The 25,853-nt window shown below is 58.8% G+C and carries 16 protein-coding genes; 8 read left to right on the top strand and 8 right to left on the bottom strand.

All coding sequences use genetic code 11. The annotated features are described in order from the left end of the window. Window positions 1-388: 388 nt before the first annotated feature. A complete protein-coding gene (locus CI070_RS02200) occupies window positions 389-637 on the bottom strand; it encodes a hypothetical protein (protein WP_094135932.1) in 249 nt (82 codons plus the stop codon). A gap of 251 nt (window positions 638-888) precedes the next feature. Between CI070_RS02200 and CI070_RS02195 the strand changes: the two genes are divergently transcribed. Together CI070_RS02195 and aroB are read left to right on the top strand one after the other, a co-directional pair. After that, entirely contained in the window at window positions 889-1,299 is a 411-nt protein-coding gene (locus CI070_RS02195; RefSeq protein WP_143246891.1) for a hypothetical protein, read from the top strand. 75 nt (window positions 1,300-1,374) lie between these two features. Then, complete coding sequence (gene aroB, locus CI070_RS02190; RefSeq protein WP_094135930.1) at window positions 1,375-2,487, top strand: 3-dehydroquinate synthase; 1,113 nt, start codon at window positions 1,375-1,377, stop codon at window positions 2,485-2,487. 230 nt (window positions 2,488-2,717) lie between these two features. Here the strand turns inward: aroB and CI070_RS02180 are convergent, their stop codons facing one another. Together CI070_RS02180 and CI070_RS02175 are read right to left on the bottom strand one after the other, a co-directional pair. Beyond that, a complete protein-coding gene (locus CI070_RS02180; protein WP_094135928.1) occupies window positions 2,718-3,128 on the bottom strand; it encodes a hypothetical protein in 411 nt (136 codons plus the stop codon). Window positions 3,129-3,307: 179 nt separating this feature from the next. After that, a complete protein-coding gene (locus tag CI070_RS02175) occupies window positions 3,308-12,343 on the bottom strand; it encodes a S6 family peptidase (protein WP_094135927.1) in 9,036 nt (3,011 codons plus the stop codon). A 236-nt stretch (window positions 12,344-12,579) separates the two neighbouring features. On the opposite strand from CI070_RS02175, the gene CI070_RS02170 reads away from it, so the two are divergent. From CI070_RS02170 to CI070_RS02160, 3 genes are all read left to right on the top strand, one after another. Then, a complete protein-coding gene (locus CI070_RS02170) occupies window positions 12,580-13,857 on the top strand; it encodes a Gfo/Idh/MocA family protein (RefSeq protein ID WP_179218338.1) in 1,278 nt (425 codons plus the stop codon). A gap of 31 nt (window positions 13,858-13,888) precedes the next feature. After that, window positions 13,889-14,593 carry a cytochrome c3 family protein gene (locus tag CI070_RS02165; protein WP_094135925.1) on the top strand — a complete coding sequence of 235 codons (705 nt, stop codon included), beginning with the start codon at window positions 13,889-13,891 and terminating at the stop codon, window positions 14,591-14,593. Window positions 14,594-14,870: 277 nt separating this feature from the next. Further along, window positions 14,871-17,762, top strand: a complete 2,892-nt coding sequence (locus CI070_RS02160) for a 4Fe-4S dicluster domain-containing protein (RefSeq protein WP_094135936.1) — start codon at window positions 14,871-14,873, stop codon at window positions 17,760-17,762. 86 nt (window positions 17,763-17,848) lie between these two features. Here the strand turns inward: CI070_RS02160 and CI070_RS02155 are convergent, their stop codons facing one another. The 3 genes from CI070_RS02155 to CI070_RS02145 form a co-directional block, all read right to left on the bottom strand. Beyond that, on the bottom strand, window positions 17,849-18,292 hold the full coding sequence (locus tag CI070_RS02155) for a hypothetical protein (RefSeq protein ID WP_022197033.1): 444 nt from the start codon (window positions 18,290-18,292) through the stop codon (window positions 17,849-17,851). Window positions 18,293-18,429: 137 nt separating this feature from the next. Further along, window positions 18,430-20,496 carry an ATP-dependent DNA helicase RecG gene (recG, locus tag CI070_RS02150; protein WP_218824874.1) on the bottom strand — a complete coding sequence of 689 codons (2,067 nt, stop codon included), beginning with the start codon at window positions 20,494-20,496 and terminating at the stop codon, window positions 18,430-18,432. A gap of 44 nt (window positions 20,497-20,540) precedes the next feature. Continuing rightward, entirely contained in the window at window positions 20,541-21,212 is a 672-nt protein-coding gene (locus tag CI070_RS02145; protein ID WP_094135923.1) for a peptidoglycan recognition protein family protein, read from the bottom strand. Window positions 21,213-21,465: 253 nt separating this feature from the next. On the opposite strand from CI070_RS02145, the gene CI070_RS02140 reads away from it, so the two are divergent. From CI070_RS02140 to CI070_RS02135, 3 genes are all read left to right on the top strand, one after another. Continuing rightward, window positions 21,466-23,292, top strand: coding sequence for a phosphoenolpyruvate carboxykinase (GTP) (locus tag CI070_RS02140; RefSeq protein ID WP_094135935.1), 1,827 nt, complete (start codon window positions 21,466-21,468; stop codon window positions 23,290-23,292). Window positions 23,293-23,483: 191 nt separating this feature from the next. Next, the gene (locus tag CI070_RS14055; RefSeq protein ID WP_256943694.1) at window positions 23,484-23,615 is read left to right on the top strand and encodes a hypothetical protein; all 132 of its coding nucleotides are present in this window, start codon (window positions 23,484-23,486) and stop codon (window positions 23,613-23,615) included. A gap of 266 nt (window positions 23,616-23,881) precedes the next feature. Then, the gene (locus CI070_RS02135; RefSeq protein ID WP_218824873.1) at window positions 23,882-24,628 is read left to right on the top strand and encodes a PEP-CTERM sorting domain-containing protein; all 747 of its coding nucleotides are present in this window, start codon (window positions 23,882-23,884) and stop codon (window positions 24,626-24,628) included. A 54-nt stretch (window positions 24,629-24,682) separates the two neighbouring features. Here the strand turns inward: CI070_RS02135 and acpS are convergent, their stop codons facing one another. Both acpS and CI070_RS02125 read right to left on the bottom strand, forming a co-directional pair. Beyond that, entirely contained in the window at window positions 24,683-25,069 is a 387-nt protein-coding gene (gene acpS / locus CI070_RS02130) for a holo-ACP synthase (RefSeq protein ID WP_094135921.1), read from the bottom strand. Between the two features lie 34 nt (window positions 25,070-25,103). Next, the gene (locus tag CI070_RS02125; RefSeq protein WP_094135920.1) at window positions 25,104-25,844 is read right to left on the bottom strand and encodes a pyridoxine 5'-phosphate synthase; all 741 of its coding nucleotides are present in this window, start codon (window positions 25,842-25,844) and stop codon (window positions 25,104-25,106) included. Window positions 25,845-25,853: the final 9 nt, after the last annotated feature.

Raw genomic sequence — 25,853 nt, 5'->3', positions numbered from 1 at the left:
AAATGGAATCTTGCGATTTCATTTGCGCCATGCTTCAGCCGGCTCTTCCTTCAAGTTGTGTCTCTTGAAGGCCTCTTCGCTCTGCCTTGCACGGCGCGCGTCACGACCTTTTTTCTTTCCCCTCGCTTCTACCAAACCACCCCTCTCAGAGCCAGGTCGCTCCTTCGGGCCTTTTACTCCTCCGGCACCTCTCGGCGCCCTCGGAAAACCCTCGGCGGTTTTCGGTAGTCATTCCCTTGAAATCTTCTTATCGCCCCTGCTTCCAGGGAGCTCTCCGGGTGGCCGGCTCCAGCCGCTTCCGTTACTCTTCCGAGTCCGTCTGCCGCCGGGCTTTTCATCCCGTCGCCGTGTTGGCGTGCCGAGAACTTTATCAACTTCCCCCTTTTTGTCAATTTTTTTCGAGATGTTTTTTCATTTTTTCCCGCGCCTCATTCAGACCACCCCTGTCCATACAGCCATTAACACACATATAATCAATGAGATGCCGTTTTGTCATAATCCCCCATCCTGTCGCGTCTTTTTTTGAACGCTTCCCTTTTTTCCCATCCCACTTCCCCGCCTCCCAGGGGAATTCAGCCCCCTTCCGCCCCTCTACAAGGAAGGCTGGTTTTCCAAGCACGCTGTATTCCCTCTCCATTGCGTCACTACTCTCAACCTTCTCGTCCCCCCATAAACAGGCCCTGTTGGGCAGCCATCAGCATGAACATTATTTCTCCGATTTTTGTCTAACCGCGCATGAAGAATCAGGAAATACACTTGCCAACGCCCAATCCCGAGCACCCTTATGGAGGAGGAAACGGACGTTACCGTTTTCCGGATATCAACGGCATGAATTTAATGGGAGATAATATTTCCCTGCCTCCCATCGTTCCAAAAAGTTTTCATATCATGTTGACTGTTTTTCATCCGGAAACCCTGTACGGCATGAAAAAGTGGCTTCCCTTCTGCGAAGACCTCCGCAAGCAGTACAAGCATACGCCAACCCCGGTGGAGTACAGCATTTTGCTGGTGCTGCAGCCGCCTCCCATTGAAGGGGACGTGCCCGCCTTTACACAGGCCCTGGGGGATTTCCCGGATTTTTACATGAAGACCAATTCCCTGATTTCCTATTACGACCAGTCTTTTGTCCGCCGCAGACTTTCCCTTCACAAGAAGGCGGAAACAGCGATTGTCCTTCTGGACGGCAACGGCAATATCATCTGGAAGGACGACGGCGCCTTCACGACCTCACGCGCAGAGCATTTGAACGTTATCCTGGAAACTCTTTCTCCGCTGGCGCCCAGGACAAGAACGCATTAAACGGGGAATGCGTCTTCTGCGCCTCATCCGCACTTTCCGTTTGAGGTTCCCTCCGGAATACCCCATACTGGCCTCATGCCTACCATTTCTCTTGCTCTCGGTGAACGTTCCTACGACATCCACGTGGAAAACGGAGCACTGGACCGTACCGGAGAGTTTGCCTACCGCGCCGGTCTGGACGGCAAGATTGCGCTGATCACGGACAGCCGCGTCGCCCCGCTTTATGCGGAGCGCGTCATGAAGTCCCTGGAGAGCGCGGGATTCATGCCCAGCCTGCACGTAGTGAATGCCGGGGAAGCTTCCAAAAATATGCTTCAGGCCCAGGAGCTGTGTTCCGAACTGGTCCGTGCCGGGATCGACCGCACCGGATGCATTGCCGCTCTGGGCGGCGGCGTCGTGGGGGATCTGGCCGGCTTCATCGCGGCCATTCATTACCGGGGCATTCCCTTCATGCAGATTCCAACGACGGTGGTCGCCCAGGTGGACAGTTCCGTAGGAGGAAAGACGGCCGTCAATATTCCGGAGGGGAAAAACCTGGTAGGCGCCTTTCATCAGCCGTCCGTCGTCGTCATCGACCCCACTACGCTGGTGACTTTGGATCGCCGCACGCTGGCGGAAGGCCTGGCGGAAGCCGTCAAGCACGCGGCTATCAAAGATGCTTCCATGCTTCATGAATTGAAAGGGCTGGGGCCGGAACTTTCCATCGGCTTCTCCCTGAATACTATTGCCAGGCTTCCCGACCTGATCGCCCGGAACGTGGCAATCAAGGCCCGCATTGTGGAGAATGACGAATTGGAAACGCTGGATATCCGCGCCCTGCTCAATTTCGGCCATACCATCGGCCACGGCATTGAAGCCGCCGTTCCCTACGGCACTATCCTGCATGGAGAAGCCGTGGCGCTCGGCATGCGCGCCGCCCTGTTCCTGAGCGAACGAAAGGCCGGGCTGAATTCTTCCGACGCCAACAAGATACTTTACACCCTCCAGGCTCTGGAACTTCCCCTCGTTCTCCCGGATAACATTGACACGGAGTTGATTCTCAATAAAACGGCATCAGACAAAAAATTCCGGGCAGGAGCCATCCGCTTCGTCCTGCTTTCCAAGGCGGGGGAAGCAGGCATTTCCAAGATCATTACCCGGGAAGACATGGCGGAAGCCATTGAAGAATTGCGGCGCCCCTTACCCTGAGTTTCCTTTCACGGCTCTGCCCCATCCGGGCAGAAAATTCCGGAGAGCGGAAGGAGAATCCCTTCCGCCTTTCCTTTTTCTGAAAGAGGAACGTACAGCATCTTTCCCCTCCCCGCCGGGAAACCGCCCCTTCCGGAGCCATCAGGCCATTTCCCTTCCGTAGTTCGTTCTCCGGGAACGACGGAACGGAGAAGGCGCGGAAACAGTCCGCCGTTTCCACGCACGGAAATTTATTTCTCCGGCTCGTCCGGAGTGGGTTCAAAGCCATCTACATCCAGAGGCACGCTGCCCGTGTATTCCCCGGCGTCAAATTGGTTTCCCTTCAACGCATCTTCCAGAGACCGGGAACCATAGCATTCCCGACTGGCCAGACGGAGCAGTTCATTCATGATATTCACGCTTTCTTCATGGGGAATGTCCCGGGGGAGGGCCTTCGCAAGCTCTTTCACCTCCGCCGCATGAGCGTTTGCCGCGGCCTGGTCCTGAATAAGAAGGAGAACGGCCAGAATTTTTTCTCCCGGCGTTTTGGGGACAGCCTGTTCCCCGGCGGCTGGAACATCCGGGGGCGGGGCCTGTTTTTTCCCGCCGTCACAGGAAACAAGGGCGAAAGACGCCAAAGCAACAAGATAAACTATTTTCATATCATGATTACATTTGATCAGTTTTTCCTTCCGGGCATGCCCATATCCGGGAATTCAAACCGTTTTTCACTCTTTGAAAAAGTATCGGGCATTCATTTTTCAAGTCAAAGAAAAAACATCCGCACATCATTCTTTTCTCCTGCGCCCCGCATGGGAGCGCAGGAGAAAAGCACGTTTCCTTATGACCGGCGGCGGCGCATGACGCACGCGGACAGAGCCACCAGCCCCAGGGCAGCCACAGACGGTTCCGGCGCATTCTTGGTTCCGACCTCAAAGTAAATGGAGCTGCCCGTATTGCTCACCCCGGAGCGGCTTGCCACAGTGGCTGCCCGGTAGCCTTCATAAACCTGATCTCCGTATACGACGGAAATATCGCTTACCCCGGACAAATCCGCGCTTGCGGCGGAGAAGTCAAGGCAGAGATATTCGTATTCCAGGATGCTGGCCCATTCTCCGAAGGCTGAGAAATCAAACATCAGCGCAGAGCCCGTCACCGTCACGTCATTCAGGGAAGTGCACTCCAGGGACAATACCCGGGCGTCATGGTCCAGTCTGACCGTGAGTTCTTCCTGGGACGAGGAGATCAACACCGTATTGACCATGAGCGTATCCGTGGATGTCACGCCGCTTTCCACGGCTATGGAAAGCCCGTCCACCGCCAGGGCTCCCCCCGTGATGGAGGATCCGGCATCCATAGCCACATTGCCGGCCGTAAGCCGGGAATCCTGATTCATGCTGACCCGGGTGTTGGCAAGAGTTCCCTCACTGACGCTGAGGCCGGGTCCCGCCGCGTAGGACAGGGTTCCCGCCACCACCGCCGGAGAAGCTCCGTTCCCCGTCCTGATTTCCGAGGCCGCCGTTCCGGAACCGAACCTCAGCGCGGCTCCTGCTTCCACCGTGCTTCCTGCGGAAAAAGTCGTGTTATTCGTGAAGGCAACGCTTCCCTTGCCCGTTACCGCCGCCGCCGTATTTCCGGCGTCAGTTATGGTTCCGGAGAAGACAAGATCCAGCCCTCCGTCCGCATTTTCCACCTCATACGCAGCGGCATTCAGCCTGCGGGCGTTCGTATCAAACGTAACCACTCCTTCCTGTCCTGCCGTCCCCACCGCCAGATTGTTGGAGAAGGAAGCCGCGCTTCCCGCTTCCCCCACGCCGCCGAAGGATGATCCGGCCGCCAGGTTCACTTTCAGGTACTGGTTTTCCGTGCCTCCCGCCGCATTCAGGCGGCCGCCGCCGGCAACGTTGATCACATGGTTCTTGGTACGTCCCGGAGTATTCGCCGCCAGTCCGCCCAGCATGTTCAGCACGCCTGCATTCCCGACGTTGATGACGGAGGCTCCATCACGGCCGCTGATGACGGCATTGCTCGTCAGGACGCCATTCACGTTCACTTCATTGTTTCCTCCGTTCCCCGGCCAGTTGGAGAGCATCATGGACCCCGTATTGCCAACAATGCCTCCGCTATTTCTTCCGGCGCTGTCCCCCTTGATGAAGAGCTGCGTGCCGGCGGCAATATTCAACTGGCTCTTGCCGCCGCTTGGATTGGTGGAAGAAAGGCAGAGGCCATCCACCACCAGGGTGCCGCCGCTGTTTTCTCCCGCCTCTAGATTAAGAACTCCGGTAAGCTGCAGATAATGGGACGCCATTTCGCAGAGGGAGTCATTGCTGAGGGCCACGGTCCAGGTCTTGCCGGTAGCCACACTGACCGTCCCGCTGCCCGTATTCCGGACGCCGGCGCGCACGTCAAATTGCCCGTTTCCGGCCAGGGCGATGTTCCTGCTGGACCACTGCGCCCCTTCCGCGAAGGAAACGGTTCCACCGTCCGCCAGCGTGAAGTTTTGGGTGAAGACCGTATTACCGGCCATCATCACGTCGCCGGCCACGTTCAGGGCGGCATTAAAGACAGCTCCTTCCCGTCCGTAAACCATGAGATCCCTGTTTACCGTGACGGCGGAATTGAAAACGGCGCCGCCATTCGCGTCCACCAGCAGACTGTCTTTCACCGTGACAGCGCCGCCGTCAAAGGCATAGCCGGCAGCCTGCACGGACATTCCCGTAACGGCCACACCGTCTTCAGCCACAGTCACGGCCTGGGGACCTGCCTGGTTAAAGATGACGGAATCGTTTTCATAAAAGACAATGCCCTTGGCGGAACCGTCCTCAAAGCTCCAGTTGGCGTCTCCCACGGCATTCCAGACGGAAGAAGACTCGCCCGGCGTCCACAGGAGCGTCTTGCTGCCTGCGTAGGCGACGGACAGTTCATCCGCAGTCTGCGTCAGCTCCACCCGGAGACGGTTGGCCCGCACGCCATCAATGAAGAGGTGGTCCGTCAGGGAATCGCCGCTGTAGGAAATGCCGCCTCCGGAAACCAGGGACCAGGAACCGGCCCCCGTGCCGCCCACCGTCAGGTGAAGGTCCAACCCCTCCTGGAGGGAAACGCTTCCCTTATTCACAATGCCTCCCTGCTTCCCTCCGGAATAATCAAGGTTCAACGTGCCGCCCAGCGTCACGCTGCCGCCCTTGTCAACCTGCATGGAGCCCACCGTAGTCGTGCCGCTCAGGGCCAGCGCGCCGCCCACCATGACGGAATCCGCCGTGACTGCGCCCGTCAGCCCCAGATTCGCTCCGGCGCCCACATTCAGCCCGCTGCCGGCCGCTCCGGTGATGGAGCCGGCATAAACGGTTGAAGCGCCTCCCCCTGAAATGCCCAGCAGGTTCCCTCCCAGGCTGACAGAGCCTCCGGTTCCCGCCAGCGCGGAGATTTCCAGGTTGCCGCCCAAAGCCAGGGCCCCACCATTGATAGTGACGGCTCCCGTCCCCAGAGCGGAAACGCTTCTGGTCGTCAGAGTGGATCCGGAAATGACGGTGCCGCCCGTATAGGAGTTATTGCCGGACAGCGTCACCCTGGAGTTGACAGACAGGGAGAGATCCCCCGATATGGCGGAGGAAATGGTCCAGGCATTTTGCAGAGTAGTGCCCAGATCCAGACGGCCTGTTCCTGAAATCGTTCCGGCCAGAACGGCGGCATTTCCGGAACAGTTCCCGTTCAGGCTGATATTTCCGTTCAGGTCGATTTTCAAATTGGAAGTGCCGGTGCCGTTCCAGAAATTGATGCTGGAGCCATCCTCCATGGAGACGGCGCAACCATTGGTGATGTTGGCATTGTAATCAAGCTTCAAGGCCGTGCCGGAAGCCATGCGGATGGAGGATATGCCGGCGTGGCCGCCTGCGTTGAACTGGATGGTTCCCTGTTTCAGGTCAAGATTTCCCACAATATCCGTACTTCCCAGCACGAGCGTTCCCGTCCCCTCCTTCGCAAGAGTATGGCCATTTGTATTCAGATGGGAAATCGTCCCGGAAGTTCCGCTGAGCATGAGGACCGCGTCCGCAGACAGCGTAACGGCTCCGGAAACGGCCGCTCCGTTGCCGAGCCTCAGGGCTCCCGCCCTGTCAGCTTCATTTCCGGCGTCTTTCCAGCCGGCGCCGGCCAGCTCAACGGCGGAAGAACTCGTGCCTGACGCCACGAAGAACTGGCCTCCGTCATCCACACGCACCAGCCCGGCGGGGGAGCCTCCCTCATACCGGCCGCTGATGATGTGCAGCGTTCCCAAATTCTCTGTGGAAAGGGAGCCGCTTTCACTTCCCCAGTCAATTCCCAGGGTACCGGTTCCCGTAATGGCTCCGGCCAGCGTCTCCCGGTCTTTCACGACAAGCTCCCCGGATTCAATGGAGGCAGTTCCCGTAATCCGCACTCCGGATTCAATAACGGTGGTTCCCCTGCCCGAATGCGTGAGGGACCCGGAGGAAACCAGATGATCTCCCGCCGCCGTAAATGTGTATCCGTTATCGGCGTCAATGAGGAGGGAACCTACTTCCGCCGTGGTGGCAATGTTCACCACATGGCTTCCGGCGCTTTCATTGAAAATAGCCGCCGTGGCTTCTCCGGGCAGAGGGGCGGCATTGCCGAATTTGTCGGCCGTCCAATTGTTGGATGTTTCCGTTCCGTCCCAGATGCTGACGCCTTCCGCCGCGGAGAAGGTCACATACAGCCCCGTATCCGCAATGGAAAAATCCGCGTTCAGATAGGGAAGGGCTCCGGAGGCAAAGGAACCATTCCGGAAGGGACTCCAGTCTCCATCGGCAAGCCAATAGGTTACGCCGGTCTTGATGGACGCCGTTTCCGTGAAGTTAATGGTCTGCTCCGCCAGGGATTCAGCAAAGGCCAATCCGCCGCCGGCGATATGCAAGGTGGCGGAATCCGAGCAGAGCACGCCGCCGGTAAAGGTAAGAACGCCGCCGGAAAGCGTGAGCGCATTTCCCGTCCCTGTCATGTTCAACGTGGCGGGCGCAGCGGACGAACCCATCAGGGCCAGCGTTTTCCCGGCGCTTAAGTTATAGCCGGAGTTCAGAGCCAGGGAGGCGCCCCCGGAAAGGGTCAAATTGCCAAGCACGCTGAGATTGGCGGCGGTAAGGTTCAACGCGCCCCCTCCCGTCACGGACACGTCATGCAGCGTGACGGAAGCCCCGTTAAACGTCTGCGTCCCCGCGCCGTCCATCACCAGGCTGAACCCGGCGGAGGCGCTTCCATTGACCGTTCCGCTGAACGTATGGCTCTCCCCTTCACGGGCGGAGATGGTCAGGGTGGCCCTGCGGGAAGACGCCTGCGCCGAATCCAGCACAAATCCCTGCAGGAAGGGGAGCTGATTGCCCGCCTTGGCCCCGCCGGCAAAAAGGTAGGTATTGGCGTTGCCGTCCAGCCCGCGCAGGGACAGGCGATTCGTATTGACCCCCATAGAGGCCATGGCCAGCCCGCTCTTTCCGTACATATTGACCACAGCATCGCTGACGGCCTGGTCTGAATTGAATATCAAATAATTCTGATATTTGTAGCCGCTCGTTTCATTCGTGGAGCGGTAATTGATTGTTCCGGAAAAACGGCCGTTCCCGCCAAGAAGAAGCTGGGATGAGTAATAGTTATTTTTTGAACAATCCCAATTCAGTTTTCCTCCGCCGGAAAGGGAATTTACCGCCCAGACCGTGTTGTACTGGGTGCAGGAAAGATCCAGCCGCCCGCCTTCCTCAATACGGACGGAATTCAGCGTTTTCGTCTGGGAATATCCCAAATTGGCGCCATTGCTCTGCAGGGTAAGGGAAGCCCCGTCCGCGACGGACAGCGTGCCGCGCAGGATCTGGTTGCTCCCGTTGCCGTTGTACGCCAGGTTGAACGCATGCGAACCGTCCTTTACCAGGATTGTCCCGCCGGAAGCGTTGACATTCTGGCCCCTGACGGAGAAATTGCCGCTGCCGCCGAGGCTCAGCACCGCCCCCGAGGCCACATCAAGCCCCGCGAAAGTGGTATTGCCCGTAACATATCCCGTTCCGGACGCCACGGCAAGGGTTCCGGAGAAAGTGCCGCCGCCGGAGACGGACACGCCCTCACTACCCTCCCCATGGAGCACAACACGGCCATTGGCTGTCTTTCCGTTCAGGAGAAGACCCGTCCCCGCATAAAAATCAGCAGTGCCTGAAGAAGAAAACGCCGTGTTGGAGCCCAACGTGACCGTTCCGGCCTGCACCTGCAGAGAATTGTATGAACCCGTTCCGCCCAGCGTCAGATTGCCGGCATCCTGCTTGATCACCGTCGCCACCTCCAGGCTGCCGGCCAGCGTCATCCCGGTATCCGGGACTGCCAGCACAAGCGTGCCTTCCCCGGATATGGAGCCTCCGGCATTCAGCACGACATTGTTCAGGGTCTGGGTAGTGCCGTTAATATTCAGGATGCCGCCCTCGGAAATCGTGACGCAGGAAGCATCCTTCAACGCATTGTCCGTTTGCAGGGACAAAGACATGCTGCCGGATGAGGAAGGGGAAGACTCCCTGTGCCCCATGATGGAGACGGCGCCTGTAACCAGGCTGTCTCCCGTCAGGGTGAGGGAACCTCCGGAAAACGTCTGACCGTCCACAATGACGTCATGCCCGGCGCTGAGGTGTTCCATGATCAAATTGCCGCTGCCGGAGAAACGGTAGCTCTGCCCCTCATTCAGAAGGATATCGCCCGTAAAGACGGTTCCCGCTCCGGAATCGGAGCTGCCGAGCGCCAGAAGAGAGTGGTTGCGCAAATCAATCGCGGCTTCCGGAGTGCGGTCCAGCAACAGAATGCCGTCAGCGTTTTCATTGACATAGGAAGACAGGAATTCCCGCGAACCGCCTTCGGTGTAATAGGAAGCGTTGGTATAGGAAAGATCGAAGTGCAGATTCCCCAAAGCCCCTTCCGTATAATCCAGCGTCACGCCGCCGCCGAACATGATTGTGCCGGAAGCCGTATTGGCCGCGTTGGTCAGCACGACTTTTCCCGTCCCATAGGAATTGCCGATGACCAGCTGCCGGTTCTCGCCTTCCAGCAGGGCGTCCACGTACAGGGCGCCCCCGCCGCCGCCCAGCAGCCACTGGCCGGCGGCATTCGTGCCCAGCGCCGTATCCGCGCTGCCGTAATGGACTTCCGTTCCTTCCAGCGCACCGATGAACAAGGAAGTGTGGGAAGACATGTCCAATGTTTCCGTCCGGTCGGCAGCGAGGGCCAGCACGCCGGAGGAAGAGGAATCAATATAAGACAGAATCCGGGAGGAAGACACGTCGGAAGTAAAGCCCAGGGAGGCCAGCACGCCCTGCTCTCCCACAGACCACTTGTTGGTCCGGACATCCCCCATGGAGGCGAGCGACGTCCCCTGAACCGTGCCGCTTTCCAGAATCTTCTCCCCGCTCAGGGACGCGTTGTCCCCGCTCAGGACAAGGCGAAGGCCGTTGGAACCCAGGCTGATGTTCAGGGAGCCATCTCCATTGATGCCGCCTTTGAGCTCCATGCCGACTGTTGCGCCTTCGCTGAAGGCAATCTGCATCCGCGCTCCGCTTTGCAGGGACACATTGCCGTGAAGGCCCCAGTAATCACGGATGGCGGAGGTGCTTTCCAGCTTCTGGCCACCCTCAATATGCTCCAGCTCATGCTGCACGCCTTCATTCACCAGCAACGTGCCGCCGGAAAGGACATTCACGTCCCCCTGAAGCCGGGCATGATCCCCCAGGCGGAAGGTAGCACCGTCACGCACCTCCACATCCATGGCGGCGTCAGCATAATGCCAGTCCAGCGCGTTGAAGAGCCGGTTGGAAGAACGCCCGTCCGCGGACCCCATGCCGTGCACCGTGTTGGTCCCTTTCAGCAGCACCGTTCCGGACTGCACGATGAAAGCGCTCCTGTCCTCCCCGTTGGAGCCGGAAAGGCTGGTAAGAATGGAATTAAGCACGAGCTGCTGATCGCCTCCGTCATACACCACGCGCAAAACGGCGCCTCCGTTTTCCCCGGCGTCCCGGAAAGAGCCCTTCCAGGTCCCTCCCTCCTTGAATGTCAGCGTGGAAGTAGTCCCCCGCCGGAGGTTGGCAATCACGCCGCCCTCATCCAGGCAATGGAGGGTAAACGCGTCCGTCCCTTCCGGCACGGCACTGAACCACACCTCCATGCTGTTTCCGTTGAAATCCAGGGTAGCCCCGCCATTGCCGAACGTAAAATCCCGCCCGATCTGCCCCACATCATTGATGATGACGCGGGTCCCGTTGTTGGCCAGCACATTGTAGGCGGCATACCCGCCCTCGCGCTGCAGATAAGTGGCACCGGAACCGCCCAGGTTCAGGCCAATATAATTATTTCCCTTCCCTTCAATGAACAGGTTGCCTTCACCCGTCTTCCTCCATTCGCGGGCGTAATCCGCGGAGTTCGTAAGCTCCACATGCACGTCCACCCCCGCGTCCACGACATATCCGGCGGAATTCAGCATGTAGCTTTCCCCTTCCGCGGAAGTCAGGCGGAAGGTGGCGGTTCCGCTACCAGCCGCCTTGCTGAAGCGCGTATAGCCTACCCCCTGGTCCACATTTCCATTCAGCACAACACGCTGGACTTCATCCCCTGAAGCGGTGAACACCAGGTCCTGGGTCACGAACAGGTCCGGTATACCGGCGTTCAGGTATCCGTCCCCGTAAGCGTACCAGTTGTTGCTGTTCATGACGTTGTTCAGGCTTTTCCATGTATTGGACCCGGAACGCAGGCCGATGAAGTCCGCCAGCTCATTGCCGGCGGCGTCAGTCACGCTCCCGTGCCACGGCCTGGTGGAAGCGGTGTTACCCTGAATGACCTCTCCCCCGTCCCTCGTCACGGCATTGACGTAAACGGTGTGGTCCGCGCCGCCCAGGGCGCTCCCGCAGTCCACGGCCACATTGTAGTTATCGACTATCTTGCTGGTCCACGCGCAATTGCCGTTAAACTGGGAAAAACGGAAGGAATCACCGGATTGCAAACAGGCCAGGAACTCATACTGGTTCGTCTCCTCATTCCAGATATAGGCGGGACTTCCAGAGTCCCCGCCCAGAGAGACAAAGGGCAGAGGCTTGGCCGCAGTAATGCCGGACGCGCTGAAATTGCTATCTGAAACCGATGTGCGGAAAGCATCCGCGTTATAATGGGTTTCCCCGGTAAGCGTTTCCACGCCGCCGGTAATATACCTGTAGCCGGCGGTCAAACCCGTTTGCTGCATGGAATGGTTATAAACCCCCATCGTGCCGGAGCCGCTGCGGTAAACCTGCTGGCCAACCAGCGCGCTGCCGGAAATATCGCCGCTGTAAATGGCGGCAGGGGAAACATCCGTGATGATTTTGCTCAGGCGCCCCGCCTTGTAATCCGTGGCGGCGCTGCCCGTCTCAAATTTTCCGCTCTTGTCGCGGGTTCTGGAATCCAGCTCTATCGTCTGGTAGCGGATGGCGTAGGAAGCTCCTATGTCATTCGCGGAAAAAGTCACATTGCTATTAAGCCCCACCGTATCAAGCATGTTGGTGGGGTTATGCCATACGGTGGCGATGAAATTATAACCCACGGCGGCGGCGTTCCCCTTGTCCGTCTGGCTTTCAAAGCTGATCATTTCATGGGCCAGCTTCTGGTCCGCCTGGCCGCCCGTGTAGGAAATAATCACCCCGTCAGCATGAAGATGTTGAAGCAGCGCGTTGGTGGCTCCTGTGGAGTAACGCCCCATATTCTGGCCGAAATCCGTATAAGTCTGGAAAGAAGCGTCCTGGTGCATGATGCCGCCCATGGAAACGGACCCAAGCGTAAAACACGGAACGGAAAGAATGCGAATAAGCCGACGGAACAGTTGCAGAGGTAAGCGTACTTTCATACAATTTTCGCGTTAGGGACAAAGCAAAGTTGAAATACGTTTAAAAAAATACGCTCATGAAGTTATTTTTCAAGAGCATTTTTCCAACAAAAACAGATAAAATATTCAACTGCGCCCCGTTTCCCAGCCTCCGCAATCCGGGGAGAAAACATCTTCCCTGCCGGCATCTTTTTGCGTCACCACGCGAATACGTCGTTTCATTCCGGCTCCCGCCTTCGTATACTGTTTTATCCATCATGGGTTCTTCTATCTGGAACAGACGAGATTTTCTGAAAACCGCCGCGGGAACGGCCGGGTTTCTGGCCGCCATGCCCTGCCTGAACGCCGTGGAAGCCCCGGCGGACGCCAAACCGCTCAAGGTGGGCCTGGTAGGGTGCGGAGGCCGCGGCCTGGGCGCCATGAAGAACGCGCTGGACGCCGACCCCGGAACCGTGGTCTGGGCGCTGGCGGACGTGTTCCAGGAACGGCTCGATTTCGGCGCCAACCTGCTGACGGAACAGTACGGCGGCCGCGTCCGGCTGGACAAGAGCCGCCTGTTCAGCGGTCTGGACGGTTACAAGAAACTGCTTCAAACGGATATTGACGTGGCGCTGCTCTGCACCCCTCCCGCTTTCCGCCCGGAACACCTGGCGGCGGCCATTGACGCCGACAAACACATTTATGCGGAAAAACCCGTGGCGGTGGACGTTCCCGGCGTGCTTTCCGTGCTGGAATCCGCACGTCTGGCAAAACTCAAAAACCTGGTGATTCTGGACGGCTTCTGCTGGCGCTACGACAAAGCGAATGAAGAAGCCCACCGCAAGCTTTCCTCCGGGCTGCTGGGCCGCGTGCTTTCCTTTGACGGGTTATATTACACCACTCCCCCCAAGTCTCCGCTGGCCCTGGATTCCCGGCCTGCCTCCGATACGGACGTGGCATGGGCGCTACGCAACTGGACCGCATGGAACTGGCTGAGCGGAGGCCAGTTTGTGGAACAGATCGTCCATACGATTGACGGCATGGTGTGGTCCATGGACGAGCAGCTCCCTCTGGCGGCTTTCGGCTCCGGAGGACGCGCCCAGCGCCGGGATGACGGCGACGTATGGGATCATTACGACGTTTATTTTGAGTACGACCATAACGTAACGGCCCACATTTCATGCAGACAGTGGGTTGGCTGCCACGGGGAAATCGCGGACCGCACCATTTGCGAAAAAGGAACGCTGGTCACCCCCTACCGCCCCTGCATCCAGGCGGATAACCGCTGGCGTTTCCGCGGGGAGCGCGGCAATATGTACGCAGACACGCACGTGGCCTTTTACCGTTTCCTGCGCTCCGGCGTCTGGACCCAGACGCTGGAAAGCGCGGCCAATAAGACCCTGGCCGCCATTATGGGGCGTGAAGCGGCCCATACGGGCCGGCGCATTACCTGGGAACAGATTAAGAAGAGCTCCACGCGGCTGGCGCCCGAAGACCTGACGATGGATACGCCCCTGCCCCCCGCCCGCATCCCGCGCCCGGGCAGAACGGCCTGACGGAGGCGCCAGCCCTTTCTCCCTACGCTTCATGGCCAACATCTTTCCACCCAACACCAACAGGCGCTTTTACGGGATTGCCGCCCTGACGGCGCTCGCTGCCGCGTTCGCGCTGGGGGGAATCTATTACGTTCATTTCTGCATTCCGGAGTATGAACCCGTGCAGCCCGTCCGCTTTTCCCACAAACTCCATGCCGGAGACCTGAACATGGGCTGCACGGCTTGCCATAGCGCCGCACAGCGGTCACCCAGGGCCGGCATTCCGGACACGAAGTCCTGCCTGGGCTGCCACCAGCATATTCTTCCGGACAGCCCTCTCATCGCCCCCCTGAGGGAGGCGGCGGACCCGCAATATCCCGGCTACACAGGGGAGCCGGTCCGCTGGGTGATGGTCAACCGCCTGTCCGGCCACGCCTATTTTAACCACATGGCCCACCTGAACCGGGGCATCGGCTGCACTTCCTGCCATGGGGACGTGGCGGGCATGGAACGCATCAGGGCTCCGCGCGACGCCCGCATGCCATGGTGCCTGGACTGCCACCGCGATCCGGCGCCCCATCTGCGCCCGCTGGAGGAAACGGCCAGTTCCCATTATTCCGCCGCAGATTACCTCCGCACGCATTCCATCCGGGATGAAGAAGGAAAACGCATCCAGACCCCGCTTCAACTGGGAAATTTCCTGAAACGCCAATGGACCATTCAGCCGAAGACGGATTGCACCGCATGCCATCACTAACCACCCTGGCCTGTTTGACATCCGCGGCATTCCCGGATACGGCGTCATCAACGCCTCCCGTTCCCTGCCGATCCGTGATTGGCCCGGAGACAACAACCGCCGTCAATCACCGCTTGATTTCACTCTCCGGATTTCCTAAAAAAAGCCATTCCTGTTTCATCAATCCCCATCACTGCCCGGTTTGACGTCCCCCCCGCCATTTTCCCAGAATGAAATTCCCCGTAACCACCCCGCTTTTCTTCCCGAAGAAGAGCGGGGAATAACGCGGCGTTCCTTCATGAAATGGATGGGCGCGGGAGCGGCCCTGGCGGGGATAGGGCTTCCGGCCTGCCGCCGTGTGGAAAAATACCTGGTGCCCTACAATGAAGGGCCGGAATGGTCCGTTCCCGGCGTGGAAACGGCTTACGCCACCTGCCTGGCCATGGGCGGAAACGCGCAGCCCGTACTGGCCGCCTGTTATGAAGGGCGCCCCGTCAAATTGATTCCCTCCCTGCAATACCCGGAAGGTCCGGGGCTGCCGGCCGCGGCCCAGGCCTCCATTCTGGACCTTTACGACCCCGGCCGCAGCAAGCATATCCTGTTCAACGGCAAGCCGGCCTCCGAAGACGAATTCCGGGGAGCCTTTTCTTCCTGGTCCCGCAATCTTCGGAACGGGGGCAGCGTCGGCCTTCTCCTCCCCCCCTCGAATTCCCCTCTGCTCCATTCCCTGCTGGAGGAAATAACCAGGAAAAACCCGCTCGTGCGCATCTACCGGCATTCCCCTGTGCCCGAACCGGGTTCCGGCATGCAGGCAGGGCTGCCGGAAGAAGTACGATTCCGCGTGCGTTTTGCGCGCGCCAGGCGCATCCTCTCCCTGGATTGCGATTTTCTTCATCAAAACCCCTATGGAAATACGCGCGACTTCATTGCGTCCCGCTCCCCGGAAGGGCTTCATTACAAAGAAGAGAACCCAAACCGTACACGCCTTTACGCTGTAGAGGGCCGCGTTTCCCTGACCGGGGCCCATGCCGACCACAGGCTGCCCGTTTCCCCCGCGCGCCTGGCGTTTTTCCTGGAGGAACTGTTCCGCTATCTTTCCGGCAAAAAAAACTCCGTCCAACCGCCTTCCCCCCCGGAAACGGACTGTTCCCTGACGGAAAGGGAACTCGCCTGGCTCCGCTGCTGCGCGGATGACTTATCCGGCCACCCCGGAGAAAGCGTGGTTCTTCTGGGAGACAATCATCCGAAACTGTCCGGCCTTGTCTGGAAAATCAACCGTCTTCTCGGCTCCCTGGGAACATCCATCCAATTATTCAAGGCTCCGCGGCCGGCTCCTTATGGGACGCTGGAGGATTTCATTCGGGACATCAGGGAGAAAAAGGCGGAAATCGTCTTCTTGCTGGACGCGGGAAATCCCGTGCTGGATTCCGGGCGCAGTTCCGGCCTGTCGGAAGCCCTGAACGGGGTGGAAAGCATCCACCTTGGAATGTATGAAGATGAAACCTCCCGCGTCTGCCGCTGGCATCTGCCGGCGGCCCACTTTCTGGAATCATGGGGAGTGGATCGGGACTGCCGGGGCAGATTCTGCTACCGCCAGCCGGTCATACTTCCCCTGTACGGGGGCGTTTCTCCGGAAGAAGTGCTCTCCGGTCTGCTTTCCACCAAAGGCCAGCTCACCACAGCGGACAATTCCCCCGCCCGCCTCTCCCCCGTTTACCACAGAGCACGCAAATGCTTTGAACGGGCCGTGAATCCGGAAAATAAAGCGGCGGCCTGGGCCCGGGCGCTCCAGCGCGGTTATTCGGAAGAAACGGCCTATGCCCCCCTGTCCCCGCAGGAAGAAACGGCTCTTGGAACCGCCATGGAACAAACGCCCGCAGCATCTCTCGGAGGCCGAGGGAAAAAACCGGAAAACGGGATGCTGGAACTGCAATTCTGCCCGGACTATTCCGTTGGGGACGGGCGCTGGAAACGCAACGCCTGGATGCAGGAATGCCCGGACCCCGTAACGGGCGTCAGCTGGGCGGCGTCCGCACAGGTCTCCCCCGCCACCTTTCTGCGGCTGGGAGGGTCGGATTCCGGGCCCATGCGCTGCACGCTCGCCGCCCCCTCCATGCAAATGGAAGTCATCCTGTGTCCCGTTCCGGGAGTGGCGGATCATCTCATTGTTCTTCCTCTGGGTTACGGCGGCATCAACCACGTAGCGGAAAAGCAGGAAAATTCCGCCGGATATGAGTTCCGCAGACAAATGGAAGAAACGGCGGCACCCGGCATTGCCCCGGCACAGATTGCTCTGGCCCCCCTTCCGGAGCGTACGGAGGCCGTTCAAAGCCCCGTTATGCAGCCTGCCCCTTTCTCCCGGCATCCCGGCCCGGCCCGCTCCTCCTCTCCCCCTCCCGGCGCGGATGCCGTTTACCAGTGGAAAATGGCCATTGACACGTCCCGCTGCATCGGCTGCAACGCCTGCATGATTGCATGCCGCGCGGAAAATAACATTCCCGTGGTGGGCCGTGACCAGATGGCCAGGGGCCGCGCCCTGGACTGGATACGCATTGACAGGTATTTCACGGAGGAAGGGACGCTCACCGCCATCCCCGTGGCCTGCCAGCAGTGCGGCAGCGCCCCATGCGAATCCGTATGCCCCGTCAATGCCACCGTCCATACTACGGAGGGCCTGAACGCCATGGTGTACGCCCGGTGCTGGGGCACCCGGTACTGCGCAACCAACTGCCCGTACAAGGCGCGGCGCTTCAATTTCTTTGATTACGCCAAAGCATCGGAACGGGCCACGCGCCTTCAGCGCAATCCCAATGTCACCGTCCGCTCCCGCGGCGTCATGGAAAAATGCACCTACTGCGTCCAGATGGTGGAACGCGCCAAAATCAGGCACAAAGCCCGCTTGATGAAGGAGCATCCGGGCCAGCCGTCCACCTCCATTCATGTGACGGCTCAAGACATGCGGCTTCCGGACGGGGCGGCTCAAACGGCCTGCCAGCTCGCATGCCCGATGGGGGCCATCACCTTCGGCAATGCGCTGGACCCCGCCGCAGCCGTTTTCCGCGCCAAGTCCCTGCCGCGCCACCAGGACCTTCTCTCCCGCCTGGGCACGTCTCCCGGCACGGGCTACCTGATTCCGGCAGAAAACCCCAACCCGGCCATGGAGAAATTACATGCCCTGCCCGGAAATTGATGAACAACAGCCTTTTATTAAAGAATAAGGCCGCCTTCTTCGGGAGGCGGCCTTACCAGTCAAAGGTTTTTTGATAAGCTGGTCACTTAATCTTCCACAATTTGCTCCACGGTCGTAATCGTTTCCACCACGTCGATGTTGGCGGCGTCGGCAAAATCATTTACCGCCTTGAGCAGGGCCGGCGTCATCAACTTATCCTTTTGAATGCGTTCGCAATTTTCCAGCATGTCCACGATGGTGTCCTGGGCATCTCCGTTCAATTTGGTGATGCGGATAGCCTGCTCGGAAGTAAGTTTCATCTTTTCCATGGACTTGTCCAGCTGCTTGGCCTGCTGGGTCAACGCATTGAGCTGCTTGATGGCGATTTCGACAGCGGCGTTGTCCTTGACGTCGTCCAAAACCTTGTTGGCGGACGAAATCAGGTCGATATTCTGCTTGACCATCTGCACGGGATCGGCAGCGTTCTGGGCAAAGGCGGAGGCGGAGCATACGATGGCCACCACAGGGAGTACTTGATACGTTTGAATCATTGTTTTATCGGTGTTCGGGTTGAAGAAGAAACATCTTCTTTGCCTCTTTAGACGCATTCCGGCAGGCAAATCGTTGCCTTCTTATCTGTCATGCGCCCCTTACAGGCTGACCGTCAGCAAACGGCAGAAAAATAATCTTAACCGGCCACACGCCTCTCCGCCCCGTTTTCCAGCAGAAAACGGAGAGGGCGGTATTTGGCGGATTCCAGATTGGGATCTTCCGCCAGAATAGCCTCCGCCAGCTGACGGCCGCGGTGGATCAGGCGCGCGTCCAGCAGCCATTCCTCAAAGCGCACGCCCTTCAGGCCGCTCTGGGACGTGCCCAGCACGTCTCCTGGGCCGCGGAGCCTCAAATCCTGTTCCGCCAGGTCAAACCCGTTCGCCGTAGTCTCCACGATACGCAGCTTCTCCCATTGCTCATCCTCCGGACGGGCGGCCGTCATCAAAATGCAGTAGGACTTGTGCGAACCGCGGCCGATGCGCCCCCGGAGCTGATGAAGCTGGGAAAGCCCGAAGCTTTCCGCGTTGTTGATAATCATCACCGTGGCATTAGGGACATCCACCCCCACCTCCACCACCGTGGTGGACACCAGCACGCTGACGCGGTTGGCGCGGAAGTCCTTCATCACCGCCTCCTTTTCCTCTGAAGACATCCTGCCGTGCAGCAGCCCCACATCCACATGAGGCAGCAGCGCCTTCCACTCGTCCCATTCCTTCGTCACGGCTTTCCCCTTCCGGGAATCCTCCCCGTCAATCAGGGGGGAAACCACGTAAATCTGCCTCCCTTCCTCCAGCTGGTTCCGAACGAATGCCAGCACTTTTTCCTTATCCTTTTCCGTACGGATGGCCGTCACGACGGCCCCGCGCCCCCCGGGCACGCCGTCCAGGATGGAAACGTCAAGCTCCCCGTAAAAAGTCAGCGTCAGCGTGCGGGGTATGGGGGTAGCGGTCATCACCAGCACGTCGGGGCGCTCTTCCCGGCCAATCAGCTTCTCCCGCTGGTTCACGCCGAATTTGTGCTGTTCGTCAATCACGACCAGCCCCACGCGCTCCGGCACATTTTTCCCGTACAGCAGGGCATGCGTGCCGACCACAATCCCCCCCTGCTTGCCGAACGACACATGGGATTCCTCCTTCCTGTCCGCCGTCACCAGGGAAACGGGCACATCCAGCCTGTCCAGCATCTGCCGGAACTTCAAATAATGCTGTTCCGCCAGAATTTGCGTGGGAGCCATCATCACGGCGGAATAACCGTGCTCCACAGCCAGCAGCATGGCGCACAGAGCCACCAGCGTCTTCCCGGACCCCACATCCCCCTGGAGCAGGCGGTTCATGGAACGGGGAGCTTTCATATCCCGGTAAATCTCCCTCACGCAGCGCTTCTGGGCCTCCGTCAGCTCAAACGGCAGGGAATCCGCCAAATCCTTCACCAAATGGCAGGAGCCTGCGGTCCGCATGCCGGGCACTTCATCCGCCCGCCTTCTCCTGTAAGCCACATTCAACTGCTGAGCCAGGCATTCCTCCAGCGCAAAACGGCGCCTGGCCCGGTCCCGCGCCTCTGCGGTCTCCGGAAAATGAAGATCCCTCAATGCCGTTTTGCACGGAACGTCCGGCACAAACTCGTACACCTCCGGTTCCGGAACCGGGGAAAGCCCGGACAGCGTCTCCCACACGATTTCCCGCAGCCTGCGGACGGCAATCCCCATGCGGCCGCCATACACGGGAACAATGCGGTTCAGATGAATGGACTGCTCATCCCCCTCCCGGATTATTTCAAAATCCGGATGAACCATGCTGAGCTTTTTCCCATACGGTTTCATGCGCCCGTACACAATCATCTCCTGCCCGGCGCACAACATCCTGGCTACGCCCGGCATGCTGAACCACAGGCAGGAAAAACGGGCCTGCCCCAAAGACTGCTCATCCGCCAGCACGGCTTCCACATACCGCCCCCGGCTCTTGCCGCCCCGTCCGCCCCAGCCTTTCCAGCCCACATCCACCACCCTCCCTCTCAAACAGACGGGAACGCCGGAAGACAGGGAATCATAGCGGTCAAACATGCGGCGGTCCTCATACCTGCGCGGAAGCATGAACAGCAAATCCCGTACGGAAGCCATTCCCGCCGCCTGCATGGCCGCCAACTCTCTGGGGCGGATAAAAACGCATTCCTCCAGAGGAGTCGTTAACAGCAATTCTCCAGCCATGAATCCAAAAACATACCCCACCTCAATTCCATCGCGCGCCTCCGTCAGAGCGCCGCGGCGGGACGCGTCTCCAGACAGCGCCTGTAATAGTCCACGCGGGAAATGAACCAGCTCCATTTATGCCCCGGGCGGCCGTTGGTCAGCAGCGGGGCCGGACAGTTCTTGCCCGTCCAGTAATAATGGGGAACCACATTGCGGAGCGGAATATGGTACTGTTTCATCAGCACTGCCGTCAGCTTGGCGGAGCGGTTCCAGGTAACGATGGGGTTGTGGCTCCTTACCTCCCCCATCTCAATGCCGATGGAATACATGTCTCCGGGGCCGCCCCGGTCCGCATGGCGCCCCGTCTCATTCAGCGGAATATGCTGGACGGCATGGTACTGGTCCACCGTAAAATGCCAGTTCAGGGACCCCATGGCCCCCCTTTTCAACGCCCGGGCATGCGCCGCGGCGTCACCCTTGGGATTGGCGGTGCTGTGAATCGTGATAAACCGCGGATGCATGGAATGGGCGGCACGGCGCGCACGGGAGCGCGGGGACATGAAATCGCGGCTGATATGCACCTCTCTGGACATCTGGGACATGGTGCGCGGCACGGGAGGCGCATTCTGAATCCTGAAGCTGACGGCAGGCGGGCGCGGGACGTCCGAACACGCCGCCAGCAGAACCGACAGCATCAGAAACGCCACATTTGCCGACAACATTCTAACATTCATGATTCTTCCCTAGACTATCGCGGGCGAGCTGGCAAGCAGATTTCCAGTCAAAACAGTCTTTTTCACTCTTTCCGGAACACGGCGCCAGGAAAAAGGGCAACCCTGAAGGAAGCCCCCGCGCACGGCCATCCGGCAATCAGGGCAACGCCTTCCCCCGCATGCGGTTTCCATGCCCGGAGAAACAAAACCGCCCCACAAAAAGCCGCACGGGAGACTTGCCAACGGCTATTTCCGCGCGTACACTGTCTGCACCATGAGTACCACTCACGAAGCAGCTAAGAAGTGGGTCGAAGAAATCGCCCAGCTTTGCCAACCCGACTCCATCTACTGGTGCAACGGCTCTCAGGAAGAAAATGACGAGCTTTGCAACATGATGGTAGAAAAGGGCACCTTTATCAAACTGAACCCCGAGAAGCGCCCCGGATGCTTCCTCGCCCGTTCCACCCCCTCCGATGTGGCCCGTGTGGAAGACCGCACGTTCATCTGCAGCGAGAAGGAAGAAGACGCCGGCCCGACCAACCACTGGGCCGATCCCGTTGAAATGAAGGCCAAACTGAAGGGCCTCTTCAATGGCTGCATGAAGGGCCGTACCATGTACGTGATTCCCTTCTGCATGGGTCCCCTGGACTCCCCCCTGGCCAAGATCGGCATTGAAATCACGGACTCTCCCTATGTCGTGACCAACATGCGCATCATGACCAAGATGGGCGAACAGGTTCTCAAGCGCCTTGAAGACGAAGTCAAGGGCGGCGGCAATCCGAAGCGTGACGGTTACGGGACGTTCGTTCCCTGCCTCCACACCGTAGGCGCCCCGCTTGCAGACGGCCAGGTGGACGTGCCGTGGCCCTGCAACGAAGAAAAATACATCTGCCACTTCCCGGAAACGGAAGAAATCTGGTCCTTCGGTTCCGGTTACGGCGGCAACGCCCTGCTCGGCAAAAAGTGCCTGGCCCTGCGCATCGCCACCGCCATCGCCCGCAAGAACAAGTGGATGGCCGAACACATGCTCCTTCTGGGCATCGAATCCCCGGACGGCACCAAGGCCTACGTCGGCGGCGCATTCCCGTCCGCCTGCGGCAAGACCAACCTGGCCATGCTCGTTCCCCCCGCCTCCTACCGGGAAGCCGGCTGGAAAACCTCCATCATCGGTGACGACATCGCCTGGATCTGGCCCCATGAAGACGGAACCTTCCATGCCATCAACCCGGAAAACGGCTACTTCGGCGTGGCTCCCGGCACGTCCTACAAGACGAACCCGATCGCCATGGACACCATCAAGGAAAACGTCATCTTCACCAACGTCGGCCTGACCGACGACGGCGACGTCTGGTGGGAAGGCATGGACGGCCCCGCTCCCGCCCACGCCATCGACTGGCAGGGCAATGACTGGACCCCGGACTGCGGACGCAAGTGCGCTCATCCGAACGCCCGCTTCACCGCCCCCGCCTCCCAGTGCCCGACGATCGATCCCGAATGGCAGAACCCGGAAGGCGTTTCCCTCTCCGCGATCCTGTTCGGCGGCCGCCGCGCCACCACCATGCCCCTTGTCTTCCAGTCCCGCGACTGGACGCACGGCGTTTACGTCGGCGCGACGATGGGTTCCGAAATGACCGCCGCCGCCTTCGGCAACATCGGTCAGGTCCGCCGCGACCCGATGGCCATGCTTCCCTTCATCGGCTACCATGTGGGAGACTACTGGCAGCACTGGCTGGACATGGGCAAGACCGTTGCCAATCCTCCGCTGATCTTCAACGTGAACTGGTTCCGCAAGGACAAGGACGGCAACTTCATCTGGCCGGGCTACGGCGACAACATGCGCGTTCTCGACTGGATTCTGCGCCGCGCCAAGGGCAAGGCTGAAGGCCAGAAGACCGTGCTGGGCGTCTCCCCGACCTATGCCGAACTGGATAAGACGGGCCTCGACTACAGCGAAGAACAGTTCAACGCCAACATGGCTCTCAACCCGAGCGAATGGCAGGCGGAACTGGAAAGCCAGACCGAACTGTTCGATAAGGTGGGCAAGAAGCTCCCGGCCGAACTGGAAGAACAGCGCCAGATCCTCATCAAGAGCTTCTCCTAAAGAACCTCATTTAAGAGAAATCTCTTAATACCCGGACACCGCCCTGTTACCAGGGCGGTGTCTTGTTATTCTGAAAAGAGACTTTCCTGAGAATTAAACTCCTTCCATCATTACTCGCGGGATTACTTCTGCACTTTGGCTTCCTGTTCCGCATTGTAGCGGCTTCCGGCAAGGCCAGAAGACCGTTCCGGGTGTCTCCCCGACCTATGGAACTGAAAAGCCAGACCGAACTGTTCGACAAGGCAGGCAACAAGCTCCCGGACGAACTGGAAGAACAGCCCAAATCCTCATCAAGAGCTTTTCTTAAAAACTCCCCAATTTAGAGCCTCCCTCCTGACATAAAGGCGGTCCACTCAATAAGGAAGGCCTCTTCTGTTCTCCGGCAACGGATTTCAAATCCGTTTTGCAAGGGTAAAGTTCATAATTTTTTCATTTTCTTCATCAAAGAATACAATCGAATAAATGAGAATACAGAAAATTGTATGGTAAAATATTTTCAAAAAACTATCTATCAATGAACAAGGCAGGATAAAAATGCGACGGATTTGAAATCCGTTAAATATTTTTGCATTTACCCATTACTTTGATGATGATCAATCCATTTATTAAAAAGTTGTTTGCCTTGGGAACAGGACTGTTTCTCTGTGGTGCGGCACAGGCAGCGGAGACAACTTATACATGGGATTTTTCCTCCGCAGCTCCCGTCATGGGGGGGACTGCTACAGGCAATTTCACGACCTCCCAGGATCCAGAGAAAGGGTTGGTGCTTACCGGCTCCACCTTTGACGAACGCGGTACAAATGTATTCCGGGAAATGCTGAACGGAGCCCTTTCCGGGGAGGGGACCATGAGCATCACCATGAACATCTCATGGGGAGGCAACAATTCCCTTGAGAATATCATTCACGTTGCCCGCAGCGGGAACGGCTTCAGCCTGGGGCTCAGCAACGGGGCCATTTCCATTAACTCCAACGGCAATCTTTCCGCCGCAGGAGCAATCCCGGGAGCCGGACTGACGGCAAACACGTGGACGAAGGTAACCGTTGACATTCTGGGTCATGACGTAACCGTCACTCTTGATGACGGCGCCGCCACCAGCACAGCCACCGCTTCCATCAGCGACATCAACTGGTATACCGGAAACCTTGACGGAGGAGACACTCAAAATGAGATGTACAGCATTGGACACCGCGCCCCCGGTTGGAATAATGACGGCCTGAACGGCACGAAACTGAGTTCGCTCTCCGTTTCTTATGCCTCTGTTCCGGAACCCTCCGCAGCGGCATTGTCCCTGCTCGCGTTCATGGGATTTGCCGCCCGCAGAAGGAGAAAATAATTTCCTCTTCCTCTTTTATACCGGCCGTTCCTTTCTTCCAAAGGAACGGCTTTTTTATTGCGCCAAAGCAATAACGGCGGCGGCGGCGCTCAAACCGGAATGGGTCATGGTCAGGAGCCAGCCCGTAATGCCCAGCTCCCGGGCGGTTACGCCCGCAGCCCCGTGCAGAAGAATGGAAGGGGCCCCCGCATCATTGCGCACCACTTCCACATCCGTAAAAGCGCACTTCGCCCCAATCCCCGTTCCCAGGGCTTTCGCCACGGCTTCCTTGGCCGCAAAGCGGGCCGCCAGGCGCGGGACGGGGTCCGCGTGCTTCCGGCAATAAGCCCACTCATCCGGGGTGCAGATGCGCAACGCAAACGCCTCCCCGTTTTTCTGAAGGGCCTGGCGTACGCGTTCCAGATCCGCCAAATCCATTCCTAATCCTGCAATGCGGCTCATATTCCGGCAATCGGAATTAATTGAAACGGAAAAATCAGTTCAGGCGGTCGATCGCCTGGCGCATTTCCCTCACGGCCTGTTCCATCCCCACAAAAAGAGCGCGGGATACAATCGTATGGCCGATGTTCAGCTCATGCAGGTAAGGGACGCCAGCCAGCAACTGTTCCAGATTCTGGTAATTGATGCCATGGCCCGCATTCACCTGGATGCCCAGGGAATGGGCCAGTTCCGCCGCGCGTTTCAGACGGGCCAGTTCCGCAGCGCGCTCCTTGCCGGAATGGTTGGCAAAACATCCGGTATGCAACTCAATCATGGGGGCGCCCAGACGGGCGGCAGCCTCCACCTGAGCCGCTTCCGGGTCAATGAACAGGCTCACCTGTATACCGTTGTCGGCCATTCTTGCCATGGTCGGAGCCAGTTCCTTCTCATGAAAAACGGCGTCCAGGCCGCCTTCCGTAGTGATTTCCTCGCGTTTCTCCGGAACCATGCAGATATAGTCCGGTTTTAGCCGCAAGGCAAAATCCACCATTTCCGGGGTATTTCCCATTTCCAGGTTCAGGGGAAGAGCCACGCTCTCCCGGACGCTCAGGGCATCCGCATCCTGCATGTGGCGGCGGTCGCCCCGGACATGGAGGGTGATGGAATCCGCCCCGCCCCTTTGCGCCGCATAAGCGGCATCCAAAACACTCGGCTCCACATTGAAGGAATCCAGCATGGTCGCATAGCGGGCCTGCCTCAATGTGGCGATGTGGTCTATATTTACACCTAGCAGCATATCAGTTTT

The sequence above is a fragment of the Akkermansia muciniphila genome (assembly GCF_900184965.1).
Taxonomy (GTDB): domain Bacteria; phylum Verrucomicrobiota; class Verrucomicrobiia; order Verrucomicrobiales; family Akkermansiaceae; genus Akkermansia; species Akkermansia muciniphila_A.
Note: the sequence above shows the minus strand (reverse complement) of the source record. Positions and strands in the feature narration are given on the sequence as shown.

Coding starts and splice junctions, on each gene's coding strand:
- CI070_RS02180 (WP_094135928.1), bottom strand. CDS start 3,128: ATGAAAATAGTTTATCTTGTTGCTTTGGCGTCTTTCGCCCTTGTTTCC.
- acpS (WP_094135921.1), bottom strand. CDS start 25,069: ATGAGCCGCATTGCAGGATTAGGAATGGATTTGGCGGATCTGGAACGC.
- CI070_RS02125 (WP_094135920.1), bottom strand. CDS start 25,844: ATGCTGCTAGGTGTAAATATAGACCACATCGCCACATTGAGGCAGGCC.
- CI070_RS02170 (WP_179218338.1), top strand. CDS start 12,580: ATGGGTTCTTCTATCTGGAACAGACGAGATTTTCTGAAAACCGCCGCG.
- CI070_RS02200 (WP_094135932.1), bottom strand. CDS start 637: ATGGAGAGGGAATACAGCGTGCTTGGAAAACCAGCCTTCCTTGTAGAG.
- CI070_RS02160 (WP_094135936.1), top strand. CDS start 14,871: ATGAAATGGATGGGCGCGGGAGCGGCCCTGGCGGGGATAGGGCTTCCG.
- CI070_RS02165 (WP_094135925.1), top strand. CDS start 13,889: ATGGCCAACATCTTTCCACCCAACACCAACAGGCGCTTTTACGGGATT.
- CI070_RS02145 (WP_094135923.1), bottom strand. CDS start 21,212: ATGAATGTTAGAATGTTGTCGGCAAATGTGGCGTTTCTGATGCTGTCG.
- aroB (WP_094135930.1), top strand. CDS start 1,375: ATGCCTACCATTTCTCTTGCTCTCGGTGAACGTTCCTACGACATCCAC.
- CI070_RS02140 (WP_094135935.1), top strand. CDS start 21,466: ATGAGTACCACTCACGAAGCAGCTAAGAAGTGGGTCGAAGAAATCGCC.
- CI070_RS02135 (WP_218824873.1), top strand. CDS start 23,882: ATGATCAATCCATTTATTAAAAAGTTGTTTGCCTTGGGAACAGGACTG.
- CI070_RS02155 (WP_022197033.1), bottom strand. CDS start 18,292: ATGATTCAAACGTATCAAGTACTCCCTGTGGTGGCCATCGTATGCTCC.
- CI070_RS02195 (WP_143246891.1), top strand. CDS start 889: ATGTTGACTGTTTTTCATCCGGAAACCCTGTACGGCATGAAAAAGTGG.
- CI070_RS02175 (WP_094135927.1), bottom strand. CDS start 12,343: ATGAAAGTACGCTTACCTCTGCAACTGTTCCGTCGGCTTATTCGCATT.
- recG (WP_218824874.1), bottom strand. CDS start 20,496: ATGGCTGGAGAATTGCTGTTAACGACTCCTCTGGAGGAATGCGTTTTT.